The sequence below is a fragment of the Neobacillus sp. WH10 genome (assembly GCF_030123405.1).
Classification (GTDB): domain Bacteria; phylum Bacillota; class Bacilli; order Bacillales; family Cytobacillaceae; genus Neobacillus.
Genome location: NZ_CP126110.1, coordinates 4,064,449 through 4,077,692, shown reverse-complemented (window position 1 = coordinate 4,077,692; position 13,244 = coordinate 4,064,449). Strand labels below are relative to the sequence as shown.

The following is a 13,244-nucleotide window of genomic DNA, read 5'->3' as shown; positions in this document are numbered from 1 at the left end:
TATCTTTTACATTTAAAAAATGGAAAAATGGCTTAATGGACAAGGCCTATTCCGACTCAAATTCGTTATCGAATGAAATGAGAATAGATTTGTTGGAGGGAAAAAAGGTATGACAGCAAAATGGGAAAAGTTAGAAGGAAACCGCGGTGTCCTTACTGTAGAAGTAAGTGCTGAAGAGGTAAGCAAAGGCTTAGACGCAGCATTCCAAAAAGTTGTTAAGAAAGTAAACGTTCCAGGCTTCCGTAAAGGTAAAATGCCTCGTGGAATGTTCGAAAAGCGTTTCGGTGTAGAATCACTTTATCAAGATGCATTAGATATTCTTCTTCCAGAAGCTTACGGAAATGCAATTGACGAAACAGGAATTGAGCCAATTGATCGTCCTGATATCGACATCGAGCAAATGGAAAAAGGCAAAGAACTAATCTTCAAAGCAACTGTTCAAGTTAAGCCTGAAGTAAAACTAGGCGAATACAAAGGCTTAGAAGTAGAAGAACTTGATATAAACGTTACAGATGAAGATGTTCAAGCTGAATTAACAACTCTTCAGAACCGCCAAGCAGAGCTTGTTGTGAAAGAAGAAGGCACTGCTGAAAACGGTGATACAGTTGTCATCGACTTTGAAGGATTCGTTGATGGCGAAGCTTTCGAAGGCGGAAAAGCTGAAAACCACTCACTTGAATTAGGTACAGGTTCTTTCATTCCTGGATTTGAAGAGCAACTTGTTGGAGTAGCTACTGGCGAATCTAAAGATGTGGAAGTAACATTCCCTGAAGAATATCATGCTGCAGAGCTTGCTGGTAAGCCAGCTGTTTTCAAAGTAACTGTCCATGAAATCAAAGGAAAAGAACTTCCTGAATTAGATGATGAGTTTGCAAAAGATGTTGACGAAGAAGTTGAAACATTGGATGCATTAAAAGAAAAAATCAAAACTCGTTTAGAAGACAGCAAAAAGCATGAAGCTGAACACCACCTCCGTGACACTGTAGTGGAAAAAGCAGCTGCAAACGCTGAAGTGGAAATTCCAGAAGTAATGGTTGAAACTGAAGTTAACCGCATGCTTCAAGAGTTTGAACAACGCCTTCAAATGCAAGGCATGAACCTTGAGCTTTACTTCCAATTCTCAGGTCAAGATGAAAATGCACTTCGCGGACAAATGAAGGAAGAGGCACAAAATCGCGTGAAAATTAACTTAACATTAGAAGCGATTGCTAAAGCTGAAAACCTTGAAGTAACAGACGAAGATGTTAACGCTGAACTTGAGAAAATGGCTGGCATGTACAATATGACTGTTGACGCTATCACCCAAGCTCTTGGCGGCGTTGAGGGCATCAAAGCAGACCTTAAACTTCAAAAAGCAGTAAACTTTCTTGTTGAAAACAAGAAATAATGAATAGAAAAACAAGGCGCGATAAAAAATCGTGCCTTGTTTTATACATTTTTTCAATTACATATTATAATAAGGTCAGGGAAACCTTTTTAATGTCTAGCTGCAGCGCCTAGGGGCTCTTAGGTCTACAGCCAATCAGTCAAGAAGGTTAAAGAGCAACCTTCTCGCCTGCTTGTCTTATGCCTGGCTACATAAAGCTATCGCTTTCTGTACGCATTAAGGGAGACTAATCTCTGGCTTCGCTTTGCTTGCCAGTCGATAATTCTCCCTATATCGCACCTGGTCAAGGCGCTTCCGCTTTTCTTAAACAATGGGCAGGAAAATAGGACAGACATAGCGAATTAATAATTTTCATACAGGTTTTAGATTTATTTTTTAAAATAATGGTTAAGATTAATGAGTACATAAGTTTTTTTATTGAATCACACAAACAAAAACCGAGAAAAGAAAACATAATGATGAAAAGCGTATTATTTCCAGTCCATTGGTTAAATGTGTTACAATGCAAAATACATACCATAAAAAAATAGAAAAACTCGGACTTTGTTTGTGTAATTCGTGTGCTTCAAATGGGGTTTAACACGTTTTGAGGGGTGAAAGAATTGTTTAAATTTAATGATGAAAAAGGACAATTAAAGTGTTCTTTCTGTGGTAAAACACAGGATCAAGTTCGTAAACTAGTGGCCGGGCCGGGCGTTTATATATGTGATGAATGCATCGAGCTTTGCACGGAGATAGTGGAGGAAGAACTTGGAACAGAAGAAGAAGTAGAATTTAAAGACGTTCCAAAGCCAAAGGAAATCTGTGAAATTCTCAATGAATACGTCATTGGCCAGGACCAAGCGAAAAAGTCGTTGTCTGTTGCCGTTTACAACCATTACAAGCGCATCAACTCTAATAGTAAAATTGATGACGTTGAGCTTTCAAAAAGTAATATCAGTATGATCGGACCTACTGGCAGCGGGAAAACATTATTGGCGCAAACATTAGCTCGTATTTTGAATGTGCCATTCGCTATTGCTGATGCTACTTCTCTTACAGAGGCTGGGTATGTAGGGGAAGACGTTGAAAACATTTTATTAAAATTGATTCAAGCTGCAGATTATGATGTAGAAAAAGCAGAAAAAGGTATCATTTATATTGATGAAATTGATAAAATTGCCCGAAAATCCGAGAATCCTTCGATAACAAGAGATGTATCCGGTGAAGGTGTTCAGCAGGCATTGTTAAAAATTCTTGAAGGTACGGTGGCGAGTGTTCCACCTCAAGGCGGCAGAAAACACCCGCATCAAGAATTTATCCAAATCGACACAACGAATATATTATTTATTTGCGGTGGTGCTTTTGATGGAATTGAGCCGATTATCAAGCGCCGCTTAGGCCAAAAAGTTATTGGTTTTGGTGCTGATAATAAGCAGCAAGAAGTTGACCAAAAAGAGCTTCTTTCAAAAGTATTGCCTGAGGACTTACTCCGTTTTGGATTGATTCCTGAATTTATCGGTCGTCTTCCGGTAATCGCCAGCCTAGAACAACTGGACGAAGCAGCATTAATTGAGATTTTAACCAAGCCAAAAAATGCGCTTGTTAAACAATATCAAAAAATGCTGGAAATCGACGATGTCGAGCTTGAATTTGAAGAAGGTGCACTTACTGAAATCGCGAAGAAAGCAATCGAACGCAAAACGGGTGCCCGTGGGTTACGTTCGATTATTGAAGGAATCATGCTTGATGTCATGTTTGACCTTCCATCTCGCGAAGATATCACAAAATGTATCATTACAAAAGAAACTGTTATCGACAACAGTGTTCCAAAGCTTGTTTTAGAAGATGGAACTGTTGTGGCGGAAGAAAAATCTGCATAACTATACGAGACCTAGCTTACAAGCTGGGTCTTTTTTGTATCGTTCACTTCCAATGAGTGGATAATCAACCAAAAATATCGATAAATTAGCCATTGTCCCATAAATCAAAGCCATCCCCAGTAAATATCAGCGAAATCACAAGGGAAACCATCTTAAACATTTGTATACGTGTTTAAAAGCGCCTTTTCCTCGCCAATTAGTTTTTACATTTTGTAGTTTATTCCGCCTTATTGCAGGAAATACTTATAAATATATATTGAGTATTTAGTTGGTAGGAGGGAAATGTATGAGTTGGACGGGGATTGCCTTATTTATACAGCTTTTTTTCGGAATCATTATTGGACTGTATTTTTGGAATTTGCTGAGGAACCAGCGTACGCAAAAAGTGTCCATTGATCGGGAATCCCGGAAGGAAATGGAACAGCTTCGTAAAATGAGATCAATATCATTAACGGAACCTTTATCCGAGAAAGTCCGCCCGACAAGCTTCAATGATATTGTAGGACAAGAGGATGGAATAAAATCATTAAAAGCAGCATTATGCGGACCGAACCCACAGCATGTGATTATTTATGGCCCACCCGGAATCGGAAAAACAGCAGCAGCCCGCCTCGTATTGGAGGAAGCTAAAAAGAATGCTAAATCGCCATTTAAACCCGCATCTGTATTTATTGAATTAGATGCGACAACCGCACGATTTGACGAACGAGGCATTGCTGATCCACTAATCGGTTCAGTCCATGATCCGATTTATCAAGGAGCAGGAGCAATGGGGCAAGCAGGAATACCGCAGCCGAAACAAGGGGCAGTTACTAATGCACATGGCGGCGTCCTTTTTATCGATGAAATTGGCGAATTGCATCCTATACAAATGAACAAACTTTTAAAAGTATTAGAGGATCGAAAAGTTTTTCTCGAGAGTGCCTATTATCATGAGGAAAACAACCAAATCCCAACGCATATTCATGATATTTTTAAAAATGGCCTTCCTGCCGATTTCCGTTTAATTGGGGCCACAACCAGAACGCCAAGTGAAATACCTCCAGCCATTCGTTCTCGCTGTATGGAGGTGTTCTTCCGGGATTTAAATCAGGAAGAGATTGTGACCGTAGCAAAAAAGGCTGCTGAAAAAGTAAAATTGAAAATAAATGAAACGGGCGTCAATACCTTATCTACTTATGCAAGAAATGGCCGAGAAACAGTAAATATGATTCAAATTGCTGCGGGTCTTGCTATTACCGAAGATCGTGATTATATCAGGGACGAAGATATCGAGTGGGTCATTCACTCCAGTCAGATGACACCAAGAATGGAAAGAAAGATAAACGATATTTCGCATGTAGGGCTCGTGAATGGACTTGCAGTATATGGACCGAATTCCGGGGCGCTACTCGAAATAGAAGTGACTGTCATCCCAGCTAAAGAAAAAGGCTCGATAAACATCACGGGAATTGTGGAAGAAGAAAGTATTGGTGGACAGGGAAAATCAATTCGTCGGAAAAGCATGGCGCGTGGCTCAATTGAAAATGTAATTACCGTTTTACGTTCGATGGGTGTACCGGCAAACGACTATGATATCCATGTTAATTTTCCTGGGGGGGTCCCAATAGATGGTCCATCAGCAGGTATCGCGATGGCGACGGGGATTTACTCCGCGATTTATAATATTCCTATTGATAACACCGTTGCAATGACAGGTGAAATCAGTATTCATGGGAATGTGAAACCGATTGGCGGCGTCTATCCAAAGGTGAAAGCGGCACGGAAGGCTGGTGCTAAAACCGTCATCATCCCTGAGGAAAATCGGCAAACCATCTTAAATGAAATTGATGGTATAAAAATTGTTCCTGTTACGCATCTTCATGAAGTGTTTGAAATAGCTTTAGTCAATGCCATTCCTAAAAATGATGTCATACCGGCATCCATTGAGTTAACGAAAAAAGAGTCAATTTAATAAGAAAACTTCGGTTTGGTAAAAATCAAGCCGGAGTTTTTTTTGTTAGAAAGAAAAAAGTAATATTGGGGAAAATAATTATATTGAAAAAGTGATTAGTCTCCACACTCAAAAAATAGACACGAAAAAACAAATAGGATAGAATTGTACAACAAAGACTATTCTGCTTTACAGTAGAAAAAAAGGATTTATGCATGTGGAGGTGCAGGTATTTTGGCGAAAAAGAAAGAATTGATCGTCCCCCTCCTGCCGCTTCGAGGATTGCTCGTTTATCCGACAATGGTTCTTCATTTAGATGTAGGCCGTGAAAGATCAGTGCAGGCACTCGAAAAAGCAATGGTAGATGACCATTTAATATTCTTGACCACTCAAAAGGATGTTTCCATTGAGGAGCCTTCTGAAGAGGATCTTTATAAGCTAGGAACGTTAACAAAGGTTAAGCAAATGCTAAAACTACCCAATGGAACGATTCGTGTATTGGTAGAAGGCTTAAATAGAGCGGAAATTGTTTCTATTTATGATGATGAGGACCATTATTCCGTTAGTATCGTTACTTATGAGGATCCAGATACGAAGGATGTAGAAGACCAGGCATTGATGAGAACGATGCTTGATTATTTCGAGCAATACATAAAATTATCGAAAAAAATCTCTGCAGAAACGTATGCATCTGTCGCAGATATTGAGGAACCGGGTCGGATGGCGGATATCATTGCGTCCCATTTGCCGATCAAGCTAAAGGAGAAGCAAGAAATTCTTGAAATGATTGATATCAAGCAGCGTGTCAATCGCGTTATTGATACGATTCATAATGAAAAAGAAGTCCTTAATCTTGAAAAGAAGATTGGTCAGCGTGTAAAACGTTCGATGGAACGGACGCAAAAAGAATACTACCTTCGTGAGCAAATGAAGGCGATCCAAAAGGAATTAGGCGATAAAGAAGGTAAAACAGGCGAAATTGCTGACCTGACAAAAAAAATTGAGCAGGCTGGCATGCCGGAACATGCTTATAAGGCGGCTATGAAAGAGCTTGACCGTTACGAAAAGGTGCCAACAAGCTCAGCCGAAAGTGCTGTTATCCGTAATTATATTGACTGGCTGATTGCGATTCCATGGTCGAAAAAGACGGAGGATGATATTAATATTCTCCGAGCAGAAAAGATCTTAAATCAAGATCATTACGGACTGGAAAAAGTAAAAGAACGAGTGCTTGAATATTTAGCGGTTCAGAAGCTGACTAATTCCTTAAAAGGCCCAATTCTTTGTCTTGCAGGACCTCCGGGTGTTGGGAAAACAAGCCTTGCCCGTTCGATCGCAACATCGCTCAATCGCAATTTTATCCGAGCTTCCCTGGGCGGAGTTCGTGACGAATCCGAAATCCGCGGCCATAGGAGAACATATGTCGGGGCGATGCCAGGTCGAATCATACAAGGCATGAAAAAAGCGGGAACAATTAATCCTGTCTTTTTACTAGATGAAATTGATAAAATGTCTAGTGATTTCCGCGGCGATCCATCAAGTGCGATGCTTGAAGTATTGGACCCAGAGCAAAACCATAATTTTAGCGATCATTATATAGAAGAAACATACGATTTATCAAAGGTTATGTTCATTGCGACAGCCAATAACCTTGCAACCATACCAGGTCCGCTGTTAGACAGAATGGAAATTATCACGATTGCTGGATATACCGAGCTTGAAAAAGTCCATATCTGTAGAGACCATTTACTGCCAAAGCAAATTAAAGAAAATGGACTTTCAAAAGGAATTCTTCAAGTCCGTGATGAAGCGATTCTAAAAGTGGTTCGTTATTATACTCGTGAAGCTGGTGTACGGAGCCTTGAGCGTCAAATGGCGACCATATGCCGAAAAACAGCGAAAATCATTGTTGCTGGTGAGAAAAAGCGAGTCATTGTTACTGAGAAGAATGTAGAGGAATTTTTAGGCAAACCAAGATTCCACTATGGAATGGCAGAGTCTGAAGACCAGGTAGGGGTAGCAACTGGCTTAGCTTATACAACCGTTGGCGGTGATACCCTGCAAATCGAGGTTTCCCTTTCACCTGGTAAAGGAAAACTCGTACTAACGGGTAAGCTTGGAGACGTGATGAAGGAATCGGCACAGGCTGCTTTTAGTTATATTCGTTCAAAAGCGAGTGTTCTTGGCATCGAAGAAGATTTCCATGAAAAATATGATATCCATATTCATGTTCCAGAGGGAGCTGTTCCAAAAGACGGCCCATCTGCAGGGATCACGATGGCAACTGCTCTTGTGTCTGCATTAACCGGTAGACCAATTCGCCGCGAAGTTGGAATGACAGGGGAAATTACCTTACGAGGCAGAGTCCTGCCAATTGGCGGCTTGAAAGAAAAAACACTTAGCGCTCATCGTGCCGGACTGACGAAGGTTATTCTTCCTAAGGATAATGTAAAGGATATTGATGATATTCCTGAAAGTGTTCGTAACGAATTAGAATTTGTACCGGTATCACATGTTGATGAAGTCCTGAAGCATGCACTTTTGGATGGTGACGCACGATGAAAGTAGTTAGTTCAGATATAATCATCAGTGCAGTGAAACCAGAGCAGTACCCAGAAACAGAGCTCCCCGAATTTGCTCTTGCAGGCCGTTCAAATGTCGGTAAGTCTTCTTTTATTAATAAAATGCTTAACCGTAAAGGGTTAGCTAGAATTTCATCGAAACCAGGTAAAACCCAGACACTTAACTTTTACCTGATTAATGAAATACTTCATTTTGTCGATGTTCCTGGATACGGATATGCAAAGGTGTCAAAGTCAGAACGGGCCGCTTGGGGAAAGATGATTGAAACGTATTTTACGACTCGTGAGCAATTACGGGCAGTTGTTTTAATTGTCGATTTACGTCACCCGCCGACAAGTGACGATGTCATGATGTATGATTTTTTAAAGCATTACGAAATTCCTTGCATCATCATTGCAACAAAGGCAGATAAAATTCCAAGAGGGAAATGGCAAAAACATTTAAAAGTTACGCGCCAGACCCTTGATCTAGATAAAAATGATCATCTTGTTCTTTTTTCTTCCGAAACAGGTGAAGGAAAAGAGCAAGCTTGGCAAATCTTGCAAAGTTATATGTAAGGGAAATTCGAATCGCTGATAAATAGTTCGGTTCCACTGAAAAATAGGTAAAAAACACTACCCAATTAGGAAATTAAAACGCCTGGCGCAGTTCATGATGCGCCAGGCGTTTTCCTGTATTAAGGGGTAGTAATGTATGGAATTGTTAAGTAAATTAGTGAAGTTTAACTGCCCCTTAATGCCTGATTAGTTCAACTAATGATAAAAACACTTTTGGAAAATTTGCGGTCATTTTTTTCTTTTTAGTAGAAAATATATACCAATAACAATTAAAAGGGCGGGCCAAAATTTCCAAATAAAACTCATTCCGTTTTGTAGCAATCCAAAATATTCGGCAATTTTATCATAAAATAACAGCAACATCGCTAAAATAAGAAAAAGGAAAGCTTGAAACAGGCCATTGTTTGTTTTTTGAAAGCGAAGAAAAAATCCAATTGATATGATCAGGATTAACATGCCGATTGTATTTGTGGGCCAGAATGATAAACGGCCTGAAAGATGAAAATGAAGACCAAAGCCACACATGATGACCCCTGGTAGAATTGATTCGTATTCTCTTGCAGAATAACCTTGACCTAAAAAGGCTATTCCAACAATGATAAGTAATGTCGGCCAGGTGAAAAATTGCTGAAAAAGCGTAATGCCTGTTTGCTGTAATAAAAAGTAAGCTCCAAATCCTATAAGAATGATCCCAGGGAAAATTCGTTGATTTTTCATTAAAAACACCACTTCCAATAAGGTTCACTTGAATCTAGTCTGTTTTTTTGGTACTGTACATAAGGAAGTAATTTGTCCTATTATTTTCTTAGAATAAAAATCCTAACGATTAAGTTAAAGCATGACCGAAATGGCTCGCCACACGGCAAGTTTTACTATATCTTATCACATAGTTTCGGTTTCTGTTCACATTTTTCGAGGAAAAGTCGAAATTGCGCGTGATATAATCATACTAGATAATTATGTAATCTTATTGGGGGTGTACTTAACAATAATGCATATAGTAGTCATCGGTCTTAACTATAAAACTGCCCCTGTAGAAATCCGCGAGCGGTTAACATTCAATGAAACCGAACTTGTGGATGCGATAAAAAATTTAAACTCCAAAAAAAGTATCCTAGAAAATATCATCTTGTCTACATGTAATCGTACAGAAATTTATGCGGTTGTAGATCAGCTGCATACTGGCCGCTATTATATAAAAGAATTCCTGTCAGAATGGTTTGGAATGGAACAAACTGAATTTTCACCATTTCTATTTGTTTATGAAAATGATGGTGCAGTTGAACATTTATTTAATGTTACGTGCGGACTCAACTCCATGGTTTTAGGAGAAACACAAATCCTTGGACAGGTGCGAACAAGCTTTATGTTAGCACAGCAAGAAGAAACGACGGGATCAGTGTTTAACCACTTGTTTAAACAAGCGATTACATTGGGCAAACGCGGTCATTCAGAAACAGATATTGGCGCAAATGCCGTATCTGTCAGCTATGCTGCAGTAGAATTGGCCAAGAAAATCTTCGGTTCTCTTGCAAATAAACATGTGTTAATTTTTGGAGCGGGAAAGATGGGTGAATTAGCAGCCCAAAACCTGCATGGGAATGGTGTGAAAAAAGTAACAGTCATCAATCGTACGTTTGATAAAGCAAAGGTACTTGCAGCCCGTTTTAATGGTGAGGCTAAAACATTGGCCGAATTAGAGCGATCTCTAGTAGAAGCAGATATCCTGATCAGCTCGACTGGTGCGAAGGACTTTGTTATTTCAAAAGAAACGATGGCACGTGTTGAGAAAAAGCGCAGGGGCAATCCATTATTCATGGTCGATATTGCCGTTCCACGTGACTTGGATCCAAGAATTTCTGAACTTGAAAACGTTTTTTTATACGATATTGACGATTTAGAGGGAATTGTAGAGGCCAACCTGCAGGAGCGGCAGAAAGCCGCAGCAAAAATTAGACTCATGATTGAAAAGGAAATTGTCGACTTCAATCATTGGCTTGGCATGCTTGGGGTGATCCCTGTTATTTCTGCACTTAGGGAAAAAGCCCTTGCGATTCAGTCGGAAACCATGGTTAGTTTGGAAAGAAAGCTGCCAAACTTATCTGATCGCGATATAAAAGTATTAAATAAACATACAAAAAGCATTATCAACCAGCTTTTAAAAGATCCTATATTACAAGCGAAAGAATTGGCCGCAAGACCGGATGCAGATCAGGCAATGGAATTCTTTATGAAAATATTTAATATTGAAGAGCTTGTTCAGGAACAACATTCGAAAGCAGCCGAAACGAATAAAATCCCGGCTCGAGAAGTTCAGGCTTCTTTTCAGTCATAAGGGGCCGCAGCTATGTTTGATGTCTTTATGACAAGGCTTCATGAATTAACAGTTGTTCTATATGCCTTCAGTGTGTTGTTATATTTTTTCGACTTCATTCACCATAACCGGAAGGCAAACCGTATTGCCTTCTGGTTACTTGCATTTGTATGGATTTTACAGACGGTTTTCCTTGTTTTCTATATGAAAGAAACGGGCAGGTTCCCTGTACTAACCATCTTCGAGGGACTCTATTTTTATGCCTGGGTATTAGTAACATTGTCAATTGTTATAAATCATTTATTACGAGTTGATTTTATCGTCTTTTTCACAAACATCCTCGGCTTTACTGTTATGGCGATTCATACCTTTGCCCCGATGCAATACCATTCGCATATTATGGCTGAGAAGCTAATGTCTGAACTGCTTTTGATCCATATTACAATGGCGATTTTATCTTACGGGGCATTTTCTTTATCCTTTGTTTTTTCGTCATTATACTTGCTTCAATATGATTTATTGAAGCGGAAAAAATGGGGAACTCGCCTGATCCGGCTGGCGGATTTAGAAATGCTTGAAAAATCATCCTACATATTGGCTGTCATTGGTGTTCCGATGCTGCTTTTAAGCTTAATCCTTGGCCTACAGTGGGCATTACTAAAGGTTCCTGGGATGCCGTGGTATGATATGAAAATTATTGGGTCGTTCCTGTTACTTACGGCCTACAGCATCTATTTATACTTGCGAATTGTGAAAAATCTTTCAGGGAGAAAATTAGCCATTTGGAATACAGCATCATTTTTAATTGTTTTAATTAACTTTTTTTTATTTAGTCAATTATCATCATTTCATTTATGGTACTCGTAAAACTAGGAGGCAGTCATGCGAAAAATTATTGTTGGTTCTAGACGAAGTAAACTGGCATTAACACAAACAAATTGGGTTATTGAACAGCTTAAAAAGCTTGACCCGCGTTTCGAATTTGAAGTAAAAGAAATCGTCACAAAAGGCGATAAAATTTTAGACGTTACCCTTTCAAAGGTCGGCGGTAAGGGTTTATTTGTAAAGGAAATCGAGCAGGCCATGCTTGATAAAGAGATTGATATGGCCGTTCATAGTATGAAAGACATGCCCGCTGTACTTCCTGAAGGTTTAATCATCGGCTGTATTCCTTTCCGTGAGGATCACCGTGACGCTCTTATTTCAAGAGCCCATGTAAAATTAAAAGATTTAAAGCCAGGAGCGATAATCGGTACCAGCAGTCTGCGCCGCAGTTCACAGATTTTAATTGAGCGCCCGGATTTAGAGATTAAATGGATTCGCGGTAATGTCGATACGAGATTAGCAAAGTTAGAATCTGAAGAATATGATGCGATTATTTTAGCGGCAGCTGGTCTTTCCCGCCTTGGCTGGACATCTGACGTTGTGACCGAATTTATTGATTCGGATGTTTGTATTCCTGCAGTTGGCCAAGGGGCATTATCAATTGAGTGCCGTGAAGACGACAAAGAACTACTCGAACTATTTAAAAAATTCACCTGTAAAAAAACTGAAAGAGCGGTTCGTGCCGAGCGTGCTTTCCTGCAAAAAATGGAGGGCGGGTGTCAGGTACCAATTGCCGGCTTTGCACGAATAGATGATGAAACCGATGAAGTGGTACTGAATGTATTAGTCGCTTCGCCTGAAGGCCATGATGTCTTCAAGGAAGAACTTCGCGGACAAAATCCAGAAGAGCTTGGAATTCAAGCTGCTGATTTATTAATTAAAAAAGGTGCCAAGGACCTGATTGAAAGGGTCAAACGGGAGCTCGAAGGTCAATGCTAAAATCCTTCCCTTTGCTTGATAAAAAAGTACTTGTTCCAAGAGGAAAAGATCAAGCGAAATCTTTCTCAGAGCTGGTTGAAAGGTACGGGGGGATTCCTATCGAAATTCCTCTTATTGCATTTCGTCCGATTGAAAAAAATCAGCGCCTTCAAGACTGTTTGAAGGCCCTTGATACATATGACTGGATTATTTTTACAAGTAATGTGACTGTCGAGACTTTTTTTTCTTTTAATAATGAAGTCGATACGAACTTTCCGAAAATCGCTGTGATTGGGAATAAGACTGCCGAGGTTTTGAAGGATAAAGGGCTTCGTGCGGAGTTTGTCCCCTCGGCGTATGTAGCAGAAGTGTTTGTTGATGAGTTTTTGCCATATATCAACAGCAGTTCACGGGTACTGCTCCCGAAAGGAAATCTCGCCCGGGAATATATCGCCAGAGCTTTGACAGAGGTCGGAGCTGAGGTGGATGAAGTCGTTATATATGAGACATATATGCCGGAGGAAAGCCGTGTAAAGCTGGCGCAGATGCTTGGTGACAATCAGCTAGATATCCTCACGTTCACTAGTCCATCCACTGTCGATCATCTGATGGATGTCGTGAAGGAAAATGTACTTCATGAGCAGCTGCGGAACTGTGTAATTGGCTGCATTGGGCCGATAACCGAGAAAAAGTTACTAGGTTATGGACTTGTGGTACATGCTTCTCCGGAGGAATATACCGTGAAAGAAATGATCAAAAGCACGATAGCTTATTTAGAGAATGAAGAGGAACTCTCTAAATAATA

10 protein-coding genes are annotated in these 13,244 nt (G+C 39.9%); 9 read left to right on the top strand and 1 reads right to left on the bottom strand.

Annotated features, from left to right (window positions below; genetic code table 11):
* Positions 1 to 109 precede the first annotated feature (109 nt).
* The 5 genes from tig (at position 110) to yihA (ending at position 8,322) form a co-directional block, all read left to right on the top strand.
* A complete protein-coding gene (tig, locus tag QNH20_RS19950; protein WP_283919714.1) occupies positions 110 to 1,387 on the top strand; it encodes a trigger factor in 1,278 nt (425 codons plus the stop codon).
* A gap of 602 nt (positions 1,388 to 1,989) precedes the next feature.
* Complete coding sequence (gene clpX / locus QNH20_RS19945; RefSeq protein ID WP_283919713.1) at positions 1,990 to 3,249, top strand: ATP-dependent protease ATP-binding subunit ClpX; 1,260 nt, start codon at positions 1,990 to 1,992, stop codon at positions 3,247 to 3,249.
* A 286-nt stretch (positions 3,250 to 3,535) separates the two neighbouring features.
* Complete coding sequence (lonB, locus tag QNH20_RS19940; protein WP_283919712.1) at positions 3,536 to 5,203, top strand: ATP-dependent protease LonB; 1,668 nt, start codon at positions 3,536 to 3,538, stop codon at positions 5,201 to 5,203.
* Between the two features lie 213 nt (positions 5,204 to 5,416).
* The gene (gene lon / locus QNH20_RS19935; protein WP_283919711.1) at positions 5,417 to 7,744 is read left to right on the top strand and encodes an endopeptidase La; all 2,328 of its coding nucleotides are present in this window, start codon (positions 5,417 to 5,419) and stop codon (positions 7,742 to 7,744) included.
* Positions 7,741 to 8,322, top strand: coding sequence for a ribosome biogenesis GTP-binding protein YihA/YsxC (gene yihA / locus QNH20_RS19930; protein ID WP_283919710.1), 582 nt, complete (start codon positions 7,741 to 7,743; stop codon positions 8,320 to 8,322). Before lon ends, yihA begins: the two co-directional genes overlap by 4 nt.
* Positions 8,323 to 8,550: 228 nt before the next feature.
* Here yihA and QNH20_RS19925 read toward each other — a convergent pair whose 3' ends face one another.
* Entirely contained in the window at positions 8,551 to 9,039 is a 489-nt protein-coding gene (locus QNH20_RS19925; protein ID WP_283919709.1) for a LiaF transmembrane domain-containing protein, read from the bottom strand.
* Between the two features lie 274 nt (positions 9,040 to 9,313).
* Here QNH20_RS19925 and hemA point away from each other — a divergent pair, with 274 nt between their 5' ends.
* Genes hemA through QNH20_RS19905 form a run of 4 tightly spaced genes read left to right on the top strand, consistent with a single transcriptional unit; the run spans position 9,314 to position 13,242 of the window.
* Positions 9,314 to 10,657 carry a glutamyl-tRNA reductase gene (gene hemA / locus QNH20_RS19920; RefSeq protein ID WP_283919708.1) on the top strand — a complete coding sequence of 448 codons (1,344 nt, stop codon included), beginning with the start codon at positions 9,314 to 9,316 and terminating at the stop codon, positions 10,655 to 10,657.
* A 12-nt stretch (positions 10,658 to 10,669) separates the two neighbouring features.
* Positions 10,670 to 11,503: a cytochrome C assembly family protein gene (locus QNH20_RS19915; RefSeq protein ID WP_283919707.1), complete on the top strand. Its 834-nt coding sequence runs from the start codon at positions 10,670 to 10,672 to the stop codon at positions 11,501 to 11,503.
* Between the two features lie 15 nt (positions 11,504 to 11,518).
* Positions 11,519 to 12,460: a hydroxymethylbilane synthase gene (gene hemC, locus QNH20_RS19910; protein ID WP_283919706.1), complete on the top strand. Its 942-nt coding sequence runs from the start codon at positions 11,519 to 11,521 to the stop codon at positions 12,458 to 12,460.
* Positions 12,454 to 13,242 (top strand): uroporphyrinogen-III synthase, encoded by a 789-nt coding sequence (locus QNH20_RS19905; protein ID WP_283919705.1) that lies wholly within the window; start codon positions 12,454 to 12,456, stop codon positions 13,240 to 13,242. Before hemC ends, QNH20_RS19905 begins: the two co-directional genes overlap by 7 nt.
* Positions 13,243 to 13,244: the final 2 nt, after the last annotated feature.

What these genes read in the sequence shown, in the direction of transcription:
- lonB (WP_283919712.1), top strand. Translation starts at nt 3,536, where the DNA reads ATGAGTTGGACGGGGATTGCCTTATTTATACAGCTTTTTTTCGGAATC.
- QNH20_RS19915 (WP_283919707.1), top strand. Translation starts at nt 10,670, where the DNA reads ATGTTTGATGTCTTTATGACAAGGCTTCATGAATTAACAGTTGTTCTA.
- hemC (WP_283919706.1), top strand. Translation starts at nt 11,519, where the DNA reads ATGCGAAAAATTATTGTTGGTTCTAGACGAAGTAAACTGGCATTAACA.
- yihA (WP_283919710.1), top strand. Translation starts at nt 7,741, where the DNA reads ATGAAAGTAGTTAGTTCAGATATAATCATCAGTGCAGTGAAACCAGAG.
- QNH20_RS19905 (WP_283919705.1), top strand. Translation starts at nt 12,454, where the DNA reads ATGCTAAAATCCTTCCCTTTGCTTGATAAAAAAGTACTTGTTCCAAGA.
- hemA (WP_283919708.1), top strand. Translation starts at nt 9,314, where the DNA reads ATGCATATAGTAGTCATCGGTCTTAACTATAAAACTGCCCCTGTAGAA.
- QNH20_RS19925 (WP_283919709.1), bottom strand. Translation starts at nt 9,039, where the DNA reads ATGAAAAATCAACGAATTTTCCCTGGGATCATTCTTATAGGATTTGGA.
- tig (WP_283919714.1), top strand. Translation starts at nt 110, where the DNA reads ATGACAGCAAAATGGGAAAAGTTAGAAGGAAACCGCGGTGTCCTTACT.